Origin of the sequence: Streptomyces sp. CWNU-52B (assembly GCF_047444975.1) — a bacterium.
GTDB lineage: Bacteria > Actinomycetota > Actinomycetes > Streptomycetales > Streptomycetaceae > Streptomyces.
In genome coordinates this window covers 17420-35483 of sequence record NZ_JBLFJV010000061.1, presented here as the reverse complement: position 1 = coordinate 35483, position 18064 = coordinate 17420, and the positions used below count along the sequence as shown (strand labels likewise).

The following is an 18064-nucleotide window of genomic DNA, read 5'->3' as shown; positions in this document are numbered from 1 at the left end:
CTCGTCGAGCACCGGGCACGCTCGAATCCGGGGCGCGGTCCGGGCCGGCCGCCGTCACAGCCGGCCGGTGAACACCTCGGCCAGCTCCCGCCACTCGGTCAGCGGCAGGCCGCCCCCGCCCTGGTCCGCGGTCAGCACCTGGAGAGCGACGTGGTCGGCCCCGGCGTCGAGGTACTCCAGGGTCCGGGCCCGTACGCGCTCTGCGTCGCCCAGGGCGAAGAGCGCGTCGAGGAGCCGTGCGCTGCCGCCGCCCTCGAAGTCGTTCTCCGTGAAGCCCAGGCGCAGCAGATTGCTGCTGTAGTTGGGCAGTTGCAGGTACATGCTCAACATGGCCCGTGCCGTGGTGCGGGCCCGGTCGAGGTCGGTGTCGAACACGACGGACAGTTCCGGGGCGAGCAGCGCGTCGGGGCCGAGCGCCTCGCGGGCCTCCGCCGTGTGCTCGACGGTGACGAGATACGGGTGGGCTCCCAGCGCCCGGCCGGTGGCGAGCTTCAGCATCTTCGGGCCGAGCGCCGCCAGAACCCGCCGTCCGGCGCCGACCGGCGCAGTGGCGGCGTCGAGGGCGTCGAGGTACGCCACCATCGCGCTGTAGGGCTTCGCGTACTGCGGCGCCAACACGCTGTGGCTGACGCCCAGACCGAGGACGAACCGGTCGCGTGAGCTCGCGTCGAGCCCCGCGATCCGCGCGCCGACCTCCTGCGCGGTGTGTTCCCAGATGCTCAGGATCCCGGTGGCCACCGTGACCGTACGGGTGGCGGCGACGACCGCCGCGGCGTCGTCCGGGGAGGGGTTGCCCCCCAGCCAGAGCGTGCCGTACCCCAGCTCCTCCAGCTCGGCGACCGCCTCCGCGATCGCTCCCCAGCCGGTCTCGTCCACTTGCGATCTGCGCAGGGCACCGCTCCAGATACCGATGCGGCCGAAGGACTGGTGTGTCTCTGAAGTCATGCTGTGATCAACTCCGATCCTTCGCCTGCTGTTCCCGGCGTTCCCCGCACCGACCCGGCCAATCGACCCGGCCAATGGCCACCTCCTGATATCCTTTCGCGCATGAGTCGCGCGGCCGGAGACGTCTTCTTCGCCGATTGCCCCGCTCGGCTGGCGATCGAGATCATCACCGACAAGTGGGCCGTCGTCGTCCTGTTCGCGCTCAGCCGCAGACCGTGCCGGCACGGCGAACTCGTCGACCTCATCGGCGGCATCTCGCGCAAGGTACTGACTCAGACACTGCGCCGACTCCAGGGTTACGGGCTCGTCGACCGCCAGGTGTACGCCGAAGCGCCCCCGCGGGTCGAGTACAGCCTGACCGACCTCGGCCGGACACTCGTCGAACCCATCTCCGTGCTCACGGATTGGGCGAGGTCGTACGGCGAGGCCATCGTCAGCTTCCAGGCCGCCACGGAGACGGCCACGGAAACCGCGACCGAGGCCGCGACCGAGACCGAGACCGTGACGGAAGCCGCGCCGGAACCGAAAAGCAGCGGACAACACGGCGGACGCCGGTAAGGGTCGAGCGCGTAGGTCCGCGCGGACACCGGGCGGGTGCCGAACACACGACTGTCGCGCCCCCCGTCAGGGTGAGCGCGACTGCCGTGTACGCACCGGCACTACCGGCGAGGGCGGCGGCCCTTGTCCATACCCTTCATGTCCTCGTCGACTCCTTCGACGACGATCTGCTCCTTGCGGACCTGACCGGTGACGGTCTCGTCCTCCATGACCTCCTCGGTGGCCAGCCGCACCCGCTCCACCGGAACCGCCTCGGTCTGCACGACGGCACGCTCGGCGTGCAGGGTGACCTCGCGCTCGCCCTCGGCGATCTCCGTGGCCCTGACATCGCCACGGTTGGCGTCCGTGATCGGCTCCCGCACGACGTGCACTTCCTCGTGGCGCAGGGGAACCGTCTGCTGGACCTCCTCCGTCACGACGTACTTGCGCAGCCGCGCGCGCCCCGTCTCGTACCGCTCCGTGGCGACGCGCAGGTGCTCCTCGGACCGGGTCATCGCCACGTCCTCGGACGTACCGCCCCGGGCCTTGCCCATGTCCTTGGCCTTGCCCTTGACACCCGTGCCCGCGGTGCCGGCCGCCGCCCTCTTGGTGCCGGACGTGTCGGCGAGCCCGCGCGTTCCCGCGGTGCCCTTGCCGCCGGCGGTGCCGGCGATCCCGGCGGCCCCGACCGTGCCCGCGGCGCCCGCGGCACCGGTGGTGGCCCAGCCGTCGCCCGGCTTGTTGGCCTGCTGCCAGGCGTCGTCCCAGCGTATGCCGTAGTACTCGTACAGCCGGACCTCTTCCGACTCGGAGAGATGGCCGCCGCTGTCGACGTCGACGTTGGGTGCGTCCTTGACCATGTCCTTGCGGTAGGGCACCTCAAGGTGGTCCTCGACCATGACCGCTTCGCGGATCGGCACGAACGACTCGCTGGTGCCGAAGAAGCCAGTCTTGATGCTGACCCATTCCGGGCGACCGGTCGCGTCGTCGAAGAAGACGTGGCTGGCGTCCCCGATCTTGCTGCCCTCGGCGTCGTACACGGGGTGTTCCAGTACTGCCGGGATCTGCTCCTGGGTGATCATCCTTCAGCACCCTCCTTCTAAGTCCGGTGTCCTGCCCGAGTCACCTCAACAGAAGGTACGAAACATCTAAAAAGCGACAATAGATGTAGAAAGCGAAACTATCGCCCACCGTAAGAACCTCCGTCATGGAGGGGGCGAGGGCGGAGTATCGGCCGGCGCCGGCACACCCCACCCTCGCTTCCCCTCTCTCTTCCACCTCTCTTCGTGAGGTCTCCTACACCTCTCCTCGTGAGGCTCTTCGTCAGGCCGCCAGCGCCGCCGGCGCACCCGCCTCGGCCAGCAGGCCGATCAGGGTGGCCCTGGCTCGGGCCACCCTGGAGCGGACGGTTCCGATGGGGCAGTCGCTGAGCTCGGCCGCCTCCGCGTACGGCAGCCCCATCATCTGGGTGAGGACGAACGCCTCACGCCGCTCGTCGGGCAGCGCGGCCAGCAGGTCGAGGAGTACGACCCCGTCGTCGAAGCCCGGCAGGTCGCGCGGCTGAGCCCGTTCCACCGCCAGACGCCAGTCCGGTACGTCGGACAGACGAGGCCGGGCGGCGGCGTACCGAATGCTGTCGACCACGGCGCGACGCGCGATGGCCAGCAGCCACGTACGGGCCGAGCAGCGGCCCTCGAAGCGGTGCAGGCTGCCGAGCGCCCTCAGGAACGTGTCCTGGGCCAGGTCGTCGGCGGCCTGGGGGTCGGCGGACAGGTACGCCACGTAGCGCACGACGTCTCGGTGCAGGGCCCGCACGAACCGGTCGACGGCCTCCGGGTCACCGGTCCGCGCGGCCAAGGCCCAGGCCGTTATCGACTCGTCGGCGGACGCCGCCGCGTCGCTCGGGCGGCCGGAACCGCTCGGACGGTGCGGGCGGCTCGCGGCCCCCCGGTCGCTTCCGTCGCTCGTATCGCTTCTGTCGGGTGAAACAGGGAGGGCAGGAGTGATCACAAGGTGTCCTTCTCGGGTCATCCGTGATCCGGACCGACGGCGCGTGCGCGCAGGGTCGGTCCGGCGAGGGGGATTCGGCCGTACACGGAGGTACGGCCGATGCCCGAGGCACGCGTGTGGCGCCTCGGGGATCCGGCTGTCTCAGATGGCAGCGGACCCCGCGGGCGGACCCCGAGAAGTGATGGCGTGGGCGAGCAGGAGCCGCCGCGGCGACCGGTCGGAGGAGTCGCGGCGAACACGGACACGCGGGCGGTGCGGGGGCGTGGGCAGCGCGAGCAGCAACCGCAGCGGGGCGACGAGCCGGCCGGCGACCGCGCGCAGGATACGGAAGGCGGCGCGCTCTCCGTACGCCAGCCAGAGGCCGCACAGCAGCGCGGCCACCAAGTGGGCGGCGAGCATGCCGAACGAGGACGTTCCGGCCATGTCGTGCGCCGGCCCGCCCATGGAGCCCGAGGGGGAGCCCGAGGTCAGGTGTCCGGGCCCCATGGATGCCATGTGCCCCGCGTGTCCCATGTGCATGGCACCCATGTCACCCATGGTGTCCATGGTGTCCGTCGTAGGCGTGCGCGCCCGACTCGACGGCCCCGCGAGCGAGAACGACGTGTGGAGCAGGCCCTGGGCGACGACCACCACCGAGACGATCAGGGGGAGGCCGCGCTCCCGGCCGGCCAGGCACCAGCCCGCGCCGCCCGTCGCCACCGCCCCGGCCGCCATGGTCCACCAGGACACCGGGGAGCCGGACATCATCACGTGTCCGAGGGCGGCGAGCAGCACACAGACGACCGCGAACACCGCGGCCCGTACTGCGCGAACACCCCACCCAGCAGTCATGACGAGCCTCATCCTCGCATTCGTCGTGCGTGCGTCATGGGGAGGTACGGGAATTGCCCCCTCTCCCCGCTCAACACGCGACCCGTGATCCAGAACACAGGGACCGGCCGGAACTCCACACGGGTCCGGAACGACGTCGGCCGTGGGCGGGAGCGTGACCGGAAGTCACGCTCACCGCAACCGAGTTGTTCAGTGCCCAGCCCGTACGTTCCGTACGTCCACCGCCGTCAGCGCCAGTGCCAGCGGGCCCGGCGCCAGGAACGCCAGCGGCAGCAGCATCCACGCGCACAGCACGGCCGCCGCGAGGGCGAGCAGCACGAGGCCGCTGCCGCCCACGTCCCTGACGGAGTCCCGCGCGGCGCCCGCCACCGCCGCCCGCCAGTCCGTGAGCGACTCGGGGCGCCCGCACGCGCGCAGGCCGACGACGGCCGCGGACCCGCCGATCGCCGCCGCGACGACCGCGAACAGCGGGGCGCCGGGCAGTCCGGCGCGGGCCATGGCCAGGTCCGCCCAGCACAGCAGCACGCCGGCCAGGGTCACCGTTCCGGCCACGAGGTCGCCGCCGCGCAGCCGTTGCCGCAGGACCGCCGAGTACCGTGCCGCCGTGGCCGGCCGGTCCTCACGCGCGCCGCGCACGACCGCGCACGCCGACGACAGCGCGGCGGGCAGCGTGACGACCGGCAGCGACGCGAGCGCCGTGCACACCCCCACCATCAGCACGTCCGCGAACAGCGTCATGCGCGGCCCGAAGATCTCCCCCGCCTCACGAGACTGCCCACCACCCGTTCCTCGGTTTCCGCTCATCCCTTGATCCCGGAGTTCGCCATGCCCTCGACCAGGAACCGCTGGAAGGCGAGGAAGAACAGCACGATCGGCAGCAGGGCGATCACCGACATCGCGAACATCGGTCCGAAGGCCGAGGTGCTCGACGCATCCACGAACGACCGCAGGGCCAGCGTGAGCGTGAACTTCTCCGGTGAGAAGAGGTAGATCAGCTGAGTGAAGAAGTCGTTCCAGGTCCAGATGAAGGTGAAGATCGCCGTGGTGATCAGCGCCGGCCGGGTCAGCGGCAGGATGACGAGGAAGAAGCTGCGGAACGGGCCGCAGCCGTCGATCCGCGCCGCCTCCTCCAGTTCGCGCGGCAGCCCGCGCATGAACTGCACGATGAGGAAGACGAAGAACGCCTCCGTGGCGAGGAACTTGGGCAGGATCAGCGGCCAGTAGGTGTTCACCATGCCCAGTTGGTTGAAGATGATGTACTGCGGGATCAGCACCGCGTGGTGCGGCAGCATGATCGTCGCGATCATGAAGGCGAAGAGCGGCCCGCGGAAGCGGAACCGCAGCCGGGCGAAGGCGTACGCGGCCAGCGAGCAGCTCAGTACGTTGCCGACGACCGCGCCGCCCGCGATCAGCAGCGAGTTGCCGAGCAGCCGCCACACGGAGACGTCGTTGACCCCGTCGAGGGCGGTCGAGTAGTTGGACCACTCCAGGCTGCTGGGCAGCAGGTCGAGGCTGGCGATCACCTCATCGGCGGGCTTGAGCGAGGTCGCGAGCAGCCACGCCAGTGGGTACAGCATGACGAGGAGCGCGGCGAGGGCGCCGAGGTGCAGGGCGACTCGGCGCCGGGCGACCGGCCCGCGTGCGACGGCGGTTGAGGTGGTGGTGGTCATCGGTCCCCCTCGGACGCGTAGAAGACCCAGGTGCGTGACGTGCGGAACAGCACCGCGGTGACGGCGCCGATGGCGAGGAGCAGCACCCAGGCCATCGCGGAGGCGTAGCCCATGTGCGAGGCGACGAAACCGCGGTCGTAGAGGTAGAGGGTGTAGAAGAGCGTCGAGTCGGCCGGGCCGCCCTTGCCGCCGCTCACCGCGAACGCGGGCGTGAAGACCTGGAACGCCTGGATGGTCTGGAGCACCAGGTTGAAGAAGATCACCGGGGAGAGCATGGGCACGGTGACGGACAGGAACCGCCGCCACGGGCTCGCCCCGTCCACGGCCGCGGCCTCGTACAGCTCCGGGGGGATCTGCTGGAGTCCGGCGAGGAAGATGACCATCGGGGCGCCGAACTGCCACACCGTCAGGAGCGCCACGGCCAGCAGCGACCAGCCCGGCTGGTTGACCCAGCCGCCGGTGCCCAGCAGGTTGTCGACCGTGCCGCCGTCGTTGAAGATCGCCCGCCATACGAGGGCGATGGACATGGAGGCGCCGAGCAGGGAGGGCGCGTAGAACGCCGAGCGGTAGAAACCCCGGCCGCGCCGCATGGACTTGAGGGCGAGCGCGACGACGAGGGCCAGGCCGAGCTGGAGGGGTACGGCGATCACGACGTAGGTGAGGGTCGCGCCGACCGAACGCCAGTAACGCGGGTCCTCGGTGAACATCTGCGTGTAGTTGCGCAGGCCCACCCATTTCGGCGGGTTGAACAAGTCGTAGTCGGTGAAGGAGAGATAGAGCGACACGGCCATCGGGAGCAGGGTCAGCACCACCGCGCCGAGCACCCATGGCGAGAGGAACACCCAGGCGGCGCCCTCGCGTCGGCGTCCAGCGGGTCGTCGCTTCGTGGCGGTGGTCCGCGCGGCGCGGGCGGGGACCGGTGTCTCGGTGGTGGTCATGACCTCAGCTCCGCCTTCGCCTCGGTGATGTAGTCCTCGGCCGCCTCACGGGGCGACATCTGCTCGAACGACACCTGTTCGTAGTCCCGTTGGAAGGTCGTCTGCAGTGCGCTGTCCCCCGAGGGCGGGGCCTGGGGCGGCGCCTTGAGCTTGCCTTCCACGGACGCCTGGTAGTCGAAGACCGTCTTGTCGAAGTCCTTGAGCCCGGGGGCGATCCGCTCGCGGAGCGACTCGTTGACCGGGATGCCGCGGGTGGCCCCGAGGATCTTCGCGGCGTCCGGGTCGTTGAGCATGAAGTCGACGAGCTGGACGGACTCCTTCGGGTGGCCGGAGTCGGCGGCGACCCCCATGAACATCGAGGGCTTGAAGTACTGCCCCGGGGTGCCGTCCTCGCCGGACGGCATCGGCCCGAGGGTGACCCCGTCCGGCACCAGCGCGAGGAACCCGCTCGACGGCGCGTCCCAGTTGTGGTCGGAGAAGGCCTTGCCGCGCCCGAGCGGGGTGTTCTCCACCGTGCCGTCGAGCTGGGTGGTCTGCTCGGCCGGCGAGACGGCGCCCTCCCTGCGGAGCCCGTCGGCGAAGGTCCACCAGCGGGTCAGGTCGTCGACGGTGAAGCCGAGCCGGCGGTCCTCGGTGTAGAGGACCTTGCCCCGGCCTCGCAGCCACACCTCGAAGGCGTCCTCGCTCTGCCCCGGGTCGGTGCCGCCGGGCTTGCCGGTCCGTTTCGCCAACTCCCGCATGGCGTCGGCCCATTCGCTCCAGGTCCAGCCCTGGCGCGGCAGTTCGACCCCGGCCCGCCGCCACCCCGCGGTGTCGTACACCACGGTCTCGGTGCCGCGGGCCTGCGGGATCGCGTACTGCCTGCCGTCCACCACGCCGGTGGCCAGCAGGCCCGCGTCGAACTCGCCGGTGTCCAGGGCGGCGCGCTGCCGGGCGAAGTCCAGCAGGACGTCTCCGGAGGCGTACTGGTCGATCATCCGGTAGTCGAGCTGCATGACGTCGGGGGCGTCACCGCCCGCCGCCTGGGTGGCCAGCTTCTGCTTGTAGGCGTCGTAGCCGGAGAACGACGTCTGCACCTCGACGCCCGGGTGCTTCTTCTCGAAGAGGTCGACGGCCTCCTGGGTTCTGGCCGCCCGGTCCGGGTTGCCCCACCAGGTGTAGCGCAGGGACACCTTGCCGCCGGCGCCGCCCGCCCCGTCCGACCCGGTGCAGCCCGTGAGGGCCGAGGCGAGGACCGAGCAGAGCGTGAGCACCGCCGTGGCCGTCGCGACGCGGGGTTTCCAGGACTTCCTTGTCCTGTTTCCGGGCATGAGTGGGTCACCTCATTCGCTAGAAAGCGCTTCCCCGTGCCTGACCCGCCCGACCCTAAGGATGGTCCTGATGTCAGAACAAGCCCCCTGCACCGGTTCCCCTGCCGGCTCCGCCAAGGGTGCCGGCCAGGGCTCCGGTTCGGGTTCCGCTTCGCGTCGCCGTTGTGCCGTGGTGGGGCTCGGCGCGCGGGCCCGGATGTTCACGGAGGCGCTGGCCGGGCCGTACGCGGACAGCGTCGACCTGGTGGCCTTCTGCGACGTCAACACGCACCGGATGGCGGTCCACAACGGCTGGCTCGCGGACGACCACCCCGGTCGTGAGCCCGTGCCGGCGTACGCCGCCGAGGACTTCGCCCTGATGCTGCGGCGCGAGCGGGTGGACCTGGTCGTGGTGTGCAGCGTCGACCGGACCCATGACGACTACATCGTGGGCGCTCTGGAGGCGGGCTGCGACGTGGTCACCGAGAAGCCGATGACCACCGACGCGGGGCGGGCCCGGCGCATCCTGGAGGCGCGGCGGCGCTCCGGCCGCGAGGTGCGGGTGGCGTTCAACTACCGCTACAACCCGGTGCATTCGGCCGTACGGGAACTCATCGCGGCCGGTGAGATCGGCGAGGTCGGCTCGGTGCACTTCGAGTGGCTGCTCGACCTGCGGCACGGCGCGGACTACTTCCGGCGCTGGCACCGGAACAAGGCAGACTCGGGCGGTCTGATGGTCCACAAGGCGACCCACCACTTCGACCTGGTGAACTGGTGGCTCGGCACCGAGCCGGAGACGGTCTTCGCGCAGGGCGGCCTCTTCTTCTACGGCGACGAGGCGGGCCGGCGCCGGGGGCTCGCCCGGCCCTACGCCCGCGCCCACGGCTCCCCCGCCGCCCAGGGTGACCCCTTCGCCGTACACCTGGCGGACTCGTCGGTGCTCAGCGCGCTGTATCTGGACGCCGAGGGCGAGGACGGCTACCACCGCGACCAGAACGTGTTCGGTCCCGGGGTGACCATCGAGGACGACATGGCGGTCCTCGTGCGGTACGCGTCCGGGGCGTCCCTGACCTACCACCTCACGGCGTACGCCCCCTGGGAGGGCTATCGCGTCGCGTTCAACGGGAGCGAGGGCCGCCTCGAACTGCTCGTCGAGGAGTCGACGTGGCTACGGCCCGAGGTACGGACGGACGGCGCGAACCCCGTCATGCACGGCGCCGAGGTGGGCGACGAGGCCGGCCGCACGGAGGTGCTGCTGCGCCGGCACTGGGAGCCGCCGCGTGAGGTGAAGGTGCCGGTCGGGGAGGGCGGGCACGGGGGCGGGGACGTACGGATGCTGGACGACCTGTTCGGGCCGCGGCCCGATACGGATACGGACCCGCTGGGCCGGGCCGCCGACGCGATCGACGGGGCCAGGTCGCTGGTCACGGGGCTGGCGGCGAACGAGTCGTTCGAGACGGGGGCACCGGTTCGGGTGCGGGATCTGCTGGACGTCTGAGCGGGTGGGGAGCCGGGCGGTGACGCGGCCGGGATCCGGGGCTGGTCGTGCGGTCGGGGCACGAGGTCGGGGACGTGAGGTCACGGGCGAAGCGGGGGTCGGGTGCATACGATCCTGAGGTGGTTCTCTTTCTTGTGCGCCGGGACACCCCGCTCGGCACCGACGAGGCATGGCGGCGGCTCACCACGTGGGATCGGCACGCGGAAGTGGTGCCGCTGACGCGGGTCCGGGTCCTCACGGCGGCGCCGCGCGGCGCCGGCACCGTGTTCGTGGCGCGGACCGGGGTGGGGCCGGTGGCGTTCGACGACCGTATGGAGGTCGCCGACTGGCAGCCGCCTCGGGACGGCGCCCCCGGTCTGTGCCGGCTCGTCAAGCGGGGCCGACTCGTCGTCGGGTGGGCCGAGATCGAGGTGCGCCCGGCGGCGGAGTCGGACGGCGGTTCGCGGGTGCTGTGGCGGGAGGAGCTGGGGGTACGAGGGCTGCCGCGGGCCTTCGACCCCGTACTGGGCCGGGCGGGCCGGTGGATGTTCGGGCGGGCGGTGGACGGGTTGCTGTCGCGTCCCTGAAACCGGGCCGGGCCGGGCCGCCACCCGGATCCGGGCCCCGGTCGGCCCGGCTAGGCCTGCGCGGTGGGGCGTACGACGATGTCACCCACGTCGACCCCGGCCGGCTGCTCGATGGCGAAGGCGATGGTGCGGGCCACCGCCTCCGGCGCGATCGCGATCTTGCCCATCGTGTCCAGGATCTGGGCCTTGGCCTCGGGATCCGAGATGGGTTCCGCGAAGTTCGTGCGGACGAAGCCCGGTGAGACGACGGTGACGCGCAGGCTGTCGCCCGCCTCCTGCCGCAGCCCCTCGGAGACGGTGCGGACGGCGTTCTTCGTACCGGCGTACACCGACATGAGCGGGCTGATGCGCAGTCCCGCGGTGGACACGGTGTTGACGAAGTGCCCGAAGCCCTGCTCCCGGAAGACGGGCAGGGCTTCGGCGATCCCGTACAGCACGCCCTTCAGATTGACGTCGATCATCTCCTCCCAGTCCTCGACGCGGAGTTCGTCGAGGGGGGAGATCAGGCCGACCCCCGCGTTGCTGACGAGGACGTCGAGCTTGCCGAACCGGTCGCGTGCCAGCTCGACCAGGCCCGCCAGGTCCTCGCGCCGCTTCACGTCCGTGCGGGCCCAGACGGCTTCGCCGCCCGCCTTCTCGATACGGGCGGCCAGGGCCTCAAGGGGCTCAGGTCGGCGCGCGCCGAGGACGACCTTCGCGCCGCGCTCGGCGAGCAGCAGTGCGGTCGCCTCGCCGATGCCGCTGCTGGCACCGGTGATCGCCACGACCTTGCCCTCGATGCCTTCGACACCGTCGACGCCTTTGACGCCGTTGATTCCCGACATGGCGGAGAGTCCTTCCAGAGGGGGAACGAGGGCAGACCCGCGGTCACGCGGTCATGCCCTACAGTGAAAGTCGAACGAAAGTGGAGGCGCCGCCACTTCGACCACCATAAGCGGCGACGCCTCCACTTAGCAAGCCGGCGAATCGATGACGAGGGAGAACCACTGATGGCCCGAGCCGCAGAGCGTCCGCTGAGGGCCGATGCGCAGCGCAACCGGGAAAAGATCCTGGCCGCGGCGGTGCGGGTGTTCAGCGAGGAGGGGCTGGACGCGCACTTCGAGCGCATCGCCAAGGAGGCCGGGGTCGGGAGCGGCACCCTCTACCGGAACTTCCCGACCCGGGAGGCCCTGATCGAGGCGGCCTACCGCAACGAGGTGGCCCGGCTGTGCGACGCCGTCCCCGGGCTTCTCGCGGACCTGCCGCCGGCCGAGGCCCTGCGCGCGTGGACGCGTCGCTTCATCGACTACGCCACCGCCAAGTTCGGCATGGCCGACGCGCTACGAGCCGTCGTCGCCTCGGGCGGCAACCCCTACGCCGACAGCCGCGAGCTGATCCAGGCCGCCCTCTCCTCGCTCATGGAGGCCGGTACCGCGGCCGGTGAGATCCGGTCCGACATCCGCCCGACCGACATGTTCGCCGCGCTCGCGGGCATCGCCCTCACCTCGGCGCGGCCCGAGCAGCGGGAGCAGGCCGAACGCCTCCTCGACCTCACTCTGGACGGGCTGAAACCCGCGGCCGCGGGCCGGGAGCGCGACCCGCGCCGGTGACGGCGGCTGCTGTCCGGCAGCTGCTCACGGGGTCTGGTCGTCGCCGGTGAACATGGCGACCAGGCCGTGGGGTGCGCTCTCGCCGTAGAGCAGCTCGTGCAGCTCCACGCCTTCGGCGGCGGCCTCGGCGCCTCGGGGGAACATGGCCTGCTCGTACTCGGTGAGCGCGGCCTCGACGTCGTCCGGGTGTGCGGCGATGGCCTTGCCGAGTTCGGCGCCGTCGTACATGGCCAGGTTGGCGCCCTCGCCGTTCGGGGCCGAGAGATGGGCGGCGTCGCCGACCAGGGTCACCCCGGGCACCCGGTCCCACCGGAGTTCGACGGGCAGGGCGTTGAGGGTGCGCAGGACCGGTGCGCTCTCGCCGTCGGTGATCAGCGCGGTGAGTTCCGGCGCCCAGCCGTCGAACTCCCGCACGACCCGCGCGGTGACCGCGGCGGCGTCCGTGAAGTCGATGTCCGCGAACCACTCCCGCGACTCGGTGAGCATCACATAGGTGTGGAGGGTGTCCCCGCGCTCCCGGTGGGCGAGGATGCCCTTGCCCGGCACGAGCGCGAACAGCGAACCGCCGCCGACCGCCTTCACGCTCGCCGGATGCCGGGTGTCGCCGTCGAACAGGTAGGTCTCGACGAACGCCATGCCGATGTACTCGGGTGTCGCGGGGGTGAGCAGCGGCCTGACCCGGGACCACGCGCCGTCCGCGCCGACCAGCAGGCCCGTGGTGACGGTGGTGCCGTCGGCGAAGGTCACCTCGTGGCGGCCGTCGCCGAGGGCACGGGTGGCACTGACCTTGTGGCCCCAGCGGACCGTGCCGGCCGGGAGCGAGTCGAGCAGCACCTGTCGCAGCTCGCCGCGCAGCACCTCGGGGCGGCCGCCCGTACCGTCGTCGTCCTTCTCGAACAGCACGGACCCGTCCTGGCCCAGGACGCGTATCGCCTGGCGGCCCTCCAGGACGAGGGCACGGAACTCGTCCGTCAGACCGGCCGACTCCAGGGCGAGCTGGCCGTTGTAGTCGTGGATGTCGAGCATCCCGCCCTGGGCGCGAGCGGTCGGGGAGGGCTCCGCCTCGTAGACCGTGGACGCGATGCCGTGGACGTGCAGAACGCGGGCCAGTACGAGTCCGCCGAGCCCGGCGCCGATGATCGTGACGTCGGTGGCCGTAGGGGTGTCGGAGGACTCAGGAGTCTGGTGGTTCGTAGGGTTAGCGGAGTTCGTGAGGTTCGTGGGGTTCATGGTGATTCCTTACGTGTCTGTCGTACGTATGCGTATGCGTGTGCGTACGTACTCCTGCCGGACGGGCTCCCGGCGAGGTCATGGAAAAGGTCCCAGGACACGCCGACAGACCACCGACATCGGTCCGACAGCCCTCGACACGCACCCGACACCGCAGCTCCGCCACCCGGTCAGCCCGGCGAGGACCCGCGCAGACGCCTGATCCACGGGTGCGGTCCGTACGTCCGCGTGATCGCGCCGACGAGCCAGCCGCGCTGCCGCTCCGTGAGCACGGGCAGTACCGCGTCGAAGTCCGCTTCGTCCTTCGGCCTCGGCGCCTTGGCCTTGTAGTAGAGCTGCACGTCCGGGGCCAGGAACGGAACGCCCTCCTCGGACACCGCCCCCAGCGTGCTGATCGGCCTGCGCACTCGGGGGTCGCGCCGTGACACCCACTCCGGTTCCTGACCGTGGGAGTCACCCTGGGACTCGTCGAGCATGACCTGGACCCGCCAGGGGGCGTCCGGCCCGGGTCGGCACCAGATGTCGTGAACACCGAGGGGCAGCACCTCGCCCGGCGCCCACGGACGCAGGCTGCCCGGCGGATCGGCGGCCCACCACTGCCAGCCGGCCAGAGCCCGCTGGGCCACGAGTTGGTCGCGCCTCAGCAGCAGGACGTCGATGTCGCCATGGCTCCGGATCGGATGACCCACCGCGAGCTCGATCGCGAGACCGCCGGCCACCCACCAGCCGGGCCCCGGACCGGAAGACCCACAGGCCCCGGAAGACCCACAATCCGCGGATGCCCCGCGGACCCCGGCGAACATCTCGACCACTTCACTCAGGGGAGCGGGATCCCACCTCCCGAAGGGAGCCTCAAGGCGCGTCATGCCACAGGACTTCCCGGCAGCTCCGTGTACTTGGTGAACGCCGTACGGCTGTCGGGCACGAACGGCCACTGCCACAGCACCCGTCGGAACTCCGCCTCGGGCAGCCAGCCGTACCAGGCGATCTCCGCCGGGTCCGGGGCGAACTCCCCCACCGTGACCGCCTCGTGCACCGCCATCCAGTACGGGCCGATCGCGCCGTGACACAGGTACTTGAAGGCGAACCTGACCATGGCCCGGACGCCCAGCTCCTCACCCAGCTCCCGGACCGCGGCCCGCGCGTAGGACTCACCGACCTCGACGGCTCCACCCACCAGCCAGTCGTACCGTCCGGGGAACCGCGCGGCGTTGTCCGGTCTGCGGTGGACGAGTACGCGTCCGTCGGCGTCACGGCACACCGTCGCCGCCACCCGGTGCGGCCAGCCGCGGCGCACCGCCTCGGCCCGGTCGACCACGCCCACCACCCGGTCCAGTTCGTCGACGCGTTCCACCGGCTCACTCATGGGACTCGTCGGGGCTCATGAGGGTCACTCTGTCAAAAGTCCGTGGAACGTGTCCGCTCGGAGTTGCGAGACTGGGACCCATGAACGACATGGGGCGGTTCCGTCAGGCGGTCGTCGAGTGGGCCGCCGGTGGCGCGGGGGCAGCGCGGGCAGGCGCGAGCGCGCGCGACCTGGCCGACGGCGCCGGGCTGCGTACGGTCGTGCTCGTCGAGGGCGGCAGCGACCAGGTCGCCGTCGAGGCGCTGGCCGCCCGGCACGGCCGGGACCTCGACGAGGAAGGGGTCTCGGTCGTCCCGCTCGGGGGCGCGACCAGCATCGGGAGGTTCGTGGACCTGTGCGGGCCCCAAGGGCTCGACGTACGCCTCGCGGGGCTGTGCGACGTCGCGGAGGAGAGGTTCTTCCGGCGCGCGCTCGAACGGGCCGGGATCGGCTCCGACCTCACCGTCGACGGGCTGGAGTCACTCGGGTTCTACATGTGCGACGCGGATCTGGAGGACGAGCTGATCCGGTCCCTGGGCGCCGACGTCATACAGCAAGTCGTCGAGGAACAGGGCGAGTTGCGCGCGTTCCGCACCTTCCAGAACCAACCCGCCCAGCGGGAGCGGACCGTGGAGCAGCACCTCCACCGCTTCATGGGCACCCACAGCGGCCGCAAGGCCCAGTACGCGCGGGAACTCGTCGCGAGCCTGGACCTCGACCGGACACCACCCCCCTTGGAACGCCTCCTCGCCCACCTCTGACACGCCGAGGCCGGACCAGCCCTCAGGCCACCGACCCGATGCGGCGCGCCGGCGTCGACGACGCCTCGTGGTGGATCGGGGTGTGCGCCCCGGTGAGCGACACCCCGCTCCCGCCCCGCCGGTTCGCGACGATCTCCGAGGCGATGGACAGAGCGGTCTCCTCCGGCGTACGGGCGCCCAGGTCGAGCCCGATGGGTGACCGCAGCCGGGCCAACTCCAGCTCGGACACGCCGACTTCACGGAGACGTGCGTCGCGGTCGAGGTGTGTACGGCGGGAGCCCATCGCGCCGACGTACGCGACCGGCAGCCGCAGCGCGAGCCGCAGCAGCGGCACGTCGAACTTGGCGTCGTGGGTCAGCACGCACAGGACGGTGCGGGCGTCGACCTCCGTGCGTTCCAGGTACGTGTGCGGCCACTCGACGACGATCTCGTCCGCCTCCGGGAAGCGCGCCGCCGTCGCGAAGACGGGACGCGCGTCGCAGACCGTGACGCGGTAGCCGAGGAAGGCTCCGATACGGACCAGGGCCGAGGCGAAGTCGATCGCCCCGAAGACGATCATCCGGGGCGGCGGGACCGACGACTCGACCAGCACGGTCAGCGGTGCTCCACAGCGGGAGCCCCGCTCCCCGATCTCCAGGGTGCCGGTGCGGCCCGCGTCGAGGAAGGCCCGCGCCTCCTCCACCACCGTGCGGTCCAGTTCGGGGTGCGCGCCGATCCCGCCCTCGTACGAGCCGTCGGGGCGTACGAGCAGGGCGCGGCCCAGCAGTTCGGCCGGGCCGGAGACCACGCGTGCGACCGCCGCGGCCTCGCCCCGGGCGGCGGCGGACAGGGCGGCGGCGAACACCTCGCGGGCGGGTGCGGCGGCGTGCACCGGGGTCACCAGGATGTCGATGACCCCGCCGCACGTCAGGCCCACCGCGAAGGCGTCCTCGTCGCTGTACCCGAAGCGTTCGAGGACCGACTCCCCGTCCTCCAGCGCCTGTTGGCACAGTGCGTAGACCGCGCCCTCCACGCAGCCGCCGGAGACGGAGCCGATCGCCGTGCCGTCGGCGTCCACGGCGAGGGCGGCGCCGGGGCGCCTCGGCGCGCTGCCGCCGACGGCCACGACGGTGGCCACGGCGACGTCGCGGCCCTCCGCCAGCCACCGGTCCAGCTCTTCGGCGATGTCCAGCATCTCTCGGACCTCCCTCTGTCCGCGGTGCGTCCAGGGCCTGTTGCGCGAGTGGCCCTAGCGGACGCCCAGCCAGCTCTCGATCGGGCTCAGTGCGAAGAAGACCAGGAAGATCACCGTCAGGCCCCACATGAAGGCCCCGATCTCCCGCGCCTTGCCCTGGGCGACGCGGATGGCGACGTAGCTGATGACTCCGGCCGCGACACCCGCGGTGATGGAGTACGTGAACGGCATGATCACGACGGTCAGGAAGACCGGGATCGCGGTCGCGCGGTCGGCCCAGTCCACATGGCGGGCGTTCGTCATCATCATGGCGCCGATGACCACCAGCGCCGCCGCCGCGACCTCGCCGGGGACGATCGCCGTCAGCGGGGTGAAGAAGAGGCAGGCCGCGAAGAACAGTCCGGTGACGACCGAGGACAGCCCCGTCCGGGCGCCCTCGCCGACCCCGGTCGCGGACTCCACGAACACCGTCTGCCCCGAGGCGCCCGCGACGCCGCCGATCGCACCGCCCGCGCCGTCGATGAACAGCGCCTTGGACAGGCCCGGCATCCGGCCCTTGTCGTCGGCGAGTCCGGCTTCCGTGCCGACGCCGATGATGGTGGCCATCGCGTCGAAGAACCCGGCGAGGACGAGCGTGAAGACGATCATGCCGACCGTCATCGCGCCGACCTGGTCCCAGCCGCCGAACTCGACATCGCCGAAGATCGAGAAGTCGGGCATCGACACCGCGCCGCCGTGCAGTTCGGGCGCGCCGGTGGCCCACTGCCTCGGGTCGATGACACCGAGGGCGTTGAGGATCACGGCGAGCACGGTGCCGCTGACGATGCCGACGAGGATCGCGCCGGGGACCCCGCGGGCCTGGAGCATGAAGATGAGCAGCAGGGTCGCCGCGAAGAGCAGGACGGGCCAGCCGGTGAGTTCGCCGTGCGGGCCGAGGGCGACCGGGGTCGACTCGCCCGGGTGCACGAAGCCCGCCTTCACCAGGCCGATGAGGGCGATGAACAGGCCGATGCCCATCGTGATCGCGTGCTTCAGCGCCAGCGGGATCGCGTTCATGATCATCTCGCGTAGCCCGGTGACCACCAGGAGCATGATCACCACGCCGTACATCACGCACATGCCCATGGCCTGGGGCCAGGTCATCTGGGGTGCGACCTGTGAGGAGAGGACCCCTGAGACGGACAGTCCCGCCGCGAGGGCGAGCGGCACCCTGCCGACGAAGCCCATCAGGAGCGTGGTGAGGGCCGCCGCGAACGCGGTCGCGGTGATCAGCGCCTGCCGGCCGAGCGTGTCCCCCGCCGCGTCCTTGCCGGACAGGATGAGGGGGTTGAGGAGGAGGATGTACGCCATCGCCATGAAGGTGGTGACGCCGCCGCGCACCTCACGCGCGATCGAGCTTCCTCGCGGGGATATGTGGAAGTACCGGTCGAGCCAGGACCGGCCGGCCGGGACGCGGGTTCCTTCACCCGCGTCGCCGTCGGTGGTCCCGGGGTCCGGTGATTTCCTGGAGTCCAGTGACTGCTGGTGGGTCATGGTGCCGTCTCCCAAGGTTCACAGGGGCACCCGTGTGGGACCGCCGTGGCGGCACGGGTTTTGGGAAGGTGCACGACCCGGGGGACGGCCCAGGACGAACAAGGGGGTGGGAGAGGGGACGAAGTCCCCCTCCGCCGAACCACATCTG

19 protein-coding genes are annotated in these 18064 nt (G+C 71.3%); 5 read left to right on the top strand and 14 right to left on the bottom strand.

All coding sequences use genetic code 11. From position 1 onward, the window contains the following. Positions 1-54 precede the first annotated feature (54 nt). Positions 55-945, bottom strand: coding sequence for a TIGR03620 family F420-dependent LLM class oxidoreductase (locus ACLVWQ_RS39015; protein ID WP_414114066.1), 891 nt, complete (start codon positions 943-945; stop codon positions 55-57). 102 nt (positions 946-1047) lie between these two features. Between ACLVWQ_RS39015 and ACLVWQ_RS39010 the strand changes: the two genes are divergently transcribed. Further along, positions 1048-1503 (top strand): winged helix-turn-helix transcriptional regulator, encoded by a 456-nt coding sequence (locus ACLVWQ_RS39010; protein ID WP_414114065.1) that lies wholly within the window; start codon positions 1048-1050, stop codon positions 1501-1503. Between the two features lie 101 nt (positions 1504-1604). Here ACLVWQ_RS39010 and ACLVWQ_RS39005 read toward each other — a convergent pair whose 3' ends face one another. The 7 genes from ACLVWQ_RS39005 to ACLVWQ_RS38975 all read right to left on the bottom strand — a co-directional run bounded on the left by ACLVWQ_RS39005 (position 1605) and on the right by ACLVWQ_RS38975 (position 8241). Beyond that, positions 1605-2564 (bottom strand): PRC and DUF2382 domain-containing protein, encoded by a 960-nt coding sequence (locus ACLVWQ_RS39005; RefSeq protein ID WP_414114064.1) that lies wholly within the window; start codon positions 2562-2564, stop codon positions 1605-1607. A gap of 241 nt (positions 2565-2805) precedes the next feature. After that, the gene (locus ACLVWQ_RS39000) at positions 2806-3492 is read right to left on the bottom strand and encodes a sigma-70 family RNA polymerase sigma factor (protein ID WP_414114063.1); all 687 of its coding nucleotides are present in this window, start codon (positions 3490-3492) and stop codon (positions 2806-2808) included. Between the two features lie 141 nt (positions 3493-3633). Continuing rightward, positions 3634-4323, bottom strand: coding sequence for a hypothetical protein (locus ACLVWQ_RS38995; RefSeq protein WP_414114062.1), 690 nt, complete (start codon positions 4321-4323; stop codon positions 3634-3636). Between the two features lie 189 nt (positions 4324-4512). After that, on the bottom strand, positions 4513-5127 hold the full coding sequence (locus ACLVWQ_RS38990) for a hypothetical protein (protein ID WP_414114061.1): 615 nt from the start codon (positions 5125-5127) through the stop codon (positions 4513-4515). After that, entirely contained in the window at positions 5124-5993 is an 870-nt protein-coding gene (locus tag ACLVWQ_RS38985) for a carbohydrate ABC transporter permease (protein WP_414114060.1), read from the bottom strand. The genes ACLVWQ_RS38990 and ACLVWQ_RS38985 overlap by 4 nt, the downstream gene beginning before the upstream one ends. Beyond that, the gene (locus tag ACLVWQ_RS38980) at positions 5990-6931 is read right to left on the bottom strand and encodes a carbohydrate ABC transporter permease (RefSeq protein WP_414114059.1); all 942 of its coding nucleotides are present in this window, start codon (positions 6929-6931) and stop codon (positions 5990-5992) included. The genes ACLVWQ_RS38985 and ACLVWQ_RS38980 overlap by 4 nt, the downstream gene beginning before the upstream one ends. Then, entirely contained in the window at positions 6928-8241 is a 1314-nt protein-coding gene (locus ACLVWQ_RS38975) for an ABC transporter substrate-binding protein (protein WP_414114058.1), read from the bottom strand. Before ACLVWQ_RS38975 ends, ACLVWQ_RS38980 begins: the two co-directional genes overlap by 4 nt. A gap of 70 nt (positions 8242-8311) precedes the next feature. On the opposite strand from ACLVWQ_RS38975, the gene ACLVWQ_RS38970 reads away from it, so the two are divergent. Both ACLVWQ_RS38970 and ACLVWQ_RS38965 read left to right on the top strand, forming a co-directional pair. Further along, positions 8312-9718 (top strand): Gfo/Idh/MocA family protein, encoded by a 1407-nt coding sequence (locus tag ACLVWQ_RS38970; protein ID WP_414114057.1) that lies wholly within the window; start codon positions 8312-8314, stop codon positions 9716-9718. Positions 9719-9837: 119 nt separating this feature from the next. After that, a complete protein-coding gene (locus ACLVWQ_RS38965; RefSeq protein ID WP_414114056.1) occupies positions 9838-10284 on the top strand; it encodes an SRPBCC family protein in 447 nt (148 codons plus the stop codon). Between the two features lie 50 nt (positions 10285-10334). On the opposite strand, the gene ACLVWQ_RS38960 is transcribed toward ACLVWQ_RS38965, so the two are convergent. Continuing rightward, positions 10335-11108, bottom strand: a complete 774-nt coding sequence (locus tag ACLVWQ_RS38960) for an SDR family oxidoreductase (RefSeq protein ID WP_414114055.1) — start codon at positions 11106-11108, stop codon at positions 10335-10337. Between the two features lie 165 nt (positions 11109-11273). On the opposite strand from ACLVWQ_RS38960, the gene ACLVWQ_RS38955 reads away from it, so the two are divergent. Next, entirely contained in the window at positions 11274-11873 is a 600-nt protein-coding gene (locus tag ACLVWQ_RS38955) for a TetR/AcrR family transcriptional regulator (RefSeq protein WP_414114054.1), read from the top strand. Between the two features lie 24 nt (positions 11874-11897). Here ACLVWQ_RS38955 and ACLVWQ_RS38950 read toward each other — a convergent pair whose 3' ends face one another. The 3 genes from ACLVWQ_RS38950 to ACLVWQ_RS38940 all read right to left on the bottom strand — a co-directional run bounded on the left by ACLVWQ_RS38950 (position 11898) and on the right by ACLVWQ_RS38940 (position 14469). Continuing rightward, a complete protein-coding gene (locus tag ACLVWQ_RS38950; protein ID WP_414114053.1) occupies positions 11898-13103 on the bottom strand; it encodes an FAD-dependent oxidoreductase in 1206 nt (401 codons plus the stop codon). A gap of 170 nt (positions 13104-13273) precedes the next feature. Then, positions 13274-13969: a nucleotidyltransferase domain-containing protein gene (locus ACLVWQ_RS38945; protein ID WP_414114052.1), complete on the bottom strand. Its 696-nt coding sequence runs from the start codon at positions 13967-13969 to the stop codon at positions 13274-13276. After that, positions 13966-14469, bottom strand: coding sequence for an NUDIX hydrolase (locus ACLVWQ_RS38940; protein ID WP_414114051.1), 504 nt, complete (start codon positions 14467-14469; stop codon positions 13966-13968). Before ACLVWQ_RS38940 ends, ACLVWQ_RS38945 begins: the two co-directional genes overlap by 4 nt. Before the next feature lie 80 nt (positions 14470-14549). On the opposite strand from ACLVWQ_RS38940, the gene ACLVWQ_RS38935 reads away from it, so the two are divergent. Beyond that, positions 14550-15209: a TOPRIM nucleotidyl transferase/hydrolase domain-containing protein gene (locus ACLVWQ_RS38935; RefSeq protein WP_414114050.1), complete on the top strand. Its 660-nt coding sequence runs from the start codon at positions 14550-14552 to the stop codon at positions 15207-15209. Between the two features lie 22 nt (positions 15210-15231). On the opposite strand, the gene ACLVWQ_RS38930 is transcribed toward ACLVWQ_RS38935, so the two are convergent. Both ACLVWQ_RS38930 and ACLVWQ_RS38925 read right to left on the bottom strand, forming a co-directional pair. After that, positions 15232-16383 (bottom strand): XdhC family protein, encoded by a 1152-nt coding sequence (locus ACLVWQ_RS38930; protein ID WP_414114049.1) that lies wholly within the window; start codon positions 16381-16383, stop codon positions 15232-15234. 54 nt (positions 16384-16437) lie between these two features. Continuing rightward, positions 16438-17916 (bottom strand): NCS2 family permease, encoded by a 1479-nt coding sequence (locus tag ACLVWQ_RS38925; RefSeq protein WP_414114048.1) that lies wholly within the window; start codon positions 17914-17916, stop codon positions 16438-16440. Positions 17917-18064: the final 148 nt, after the last annotated feature.

Excerpts from the sequence above, each read along its gene's own strand:
- ACLVWQ_RS38925 (WP_414114048.1), bottom strand. The coding sequence starts at position 17,916 with ATGACCCACCAGCAGTCACTGGACTCCAGGAAATCACCGGACCCCGGG.
- ACLVWQ_RS38980 (WP_414114059.1), bottom strand. The coding sequence starts at position 6,931 with ATGACCACCACCGAGACACCGGTCCCCGCCCGCGCCGCGCGGACCACC.
- ACLVWQ_RS38975 (WP_414114058.1), bottom strand. The coding sequence starts at position 8,241 with ATGCCCGGAAACAGGACAAGGAAGTCCTGGAAACCCCGCGTCGCGACG.
- ACLVWQ_RS38990 (WP_414114061.1), bottom strand. The coding sequence starts at position 5,127 with ATGAGCGGAAACCGAGGAACGGGTGGTGGGCAGTCTCGTGAGGCGGGG.
- ACLVWQ_RS38930 (WP_414114049.1), bottom strand. The coding sequence starts at position 16,383 with ATGCTGGACATCGCCGAAGAGCTGGACCGGTGGCTGGCGGAGGGCCGC.
- ACLVWQ_RS38935 (WP_414114050.1), top strand. The coding sequence starts at position 14,550 with ATGAACGACATGGGGCGGTTCCGTCAGGCGGTCGTCGAGTGGGCCGCC.
- ACLVWQ_RS38985 (WP_414114060.1), bottom strand. The coding sequence starts at position 5,993 with ATGACCACCACCACCTCAACCGCCGTCGCACGCGGGCCGGTCGCCCGG.
- ACLVWQ_RS39010 (WP_414114065.1), top strand. The coding sequence starts at position 1,048 with ATGAGTCGCGCGGCCGGAGACGTCTTCTTCGCCGATTGCCCCGCTCGG.
- ACLVWQ_RS38945 (WP_414114052.1), bottom strand. The coding sequence starts at position 13,969 with ATGACGCGCCTTGAGGCTCCCTTCGGGAGGTGGGATCCCGCTCCCCTG.
- ACLVWQ_RS39015 (WP_414114066.1), bottom strand. The coding sequence starts at position 945 with ATGACTTCAGAGACACACCAGTCCTTCGGCCGCATCGGTATCTGGAGC.
- ACLVWQ_RS38950 (WP_414114053.1), bottom strand. The coding sequence starts at position 13,103 with ATGAACCCCACGAACCTCACGAACTCCGCTAACCCTACGAACCACCAG.
- ACLVWQ_RS39005 (WP_414114064.1), bottom strand. The coding sequence starts at position 2,564 with ATGATCACCCAGGAGCAGATCCCGGCAGTACTGGAACACCCCGTGTAC.
- ACLVWQ_RS38960 (WP_414114055.1), bottom strand. The coding sequence starts at position 11,108 with ATGTCGGGAATCAACGGCGTCAAAGGCGTCGACGGTGTCGAAGGCATC.
- ACLVWQ_RS38995 (WP_414114062.1), bottom strand. The coding sequence starts at position 4,323 with ATGACTGCTGGGTGGGGTGTTCGCGCAGTACGGGCCGCGGTGTTCGCG.
- ACLVWQ_RS38955 (WP_414114054.1), top strand. The coding sequence starts at position 11,274 with ATGGCCCGAGCCGCAGAGCGTCCGCTGAGGGCCGATGCGCAGCGCAAC.
- ACLVWQ_RS38940 (WP_414114051.1), bottom strand. The coding sequence starts at position 14,469 with ATGAGTGAGCCGGTGGAACGCGTCGACGAACTGGACCGGGTGGTGGGC.
- ACLVWQ_RS38970 (WP_414114057.1), top strand. The coding sequence starts at position 8,312 with ATGTCAGAACAAGCCCCCTGCACCGGTTCCCCTGCCGGCTCCGCCAAG.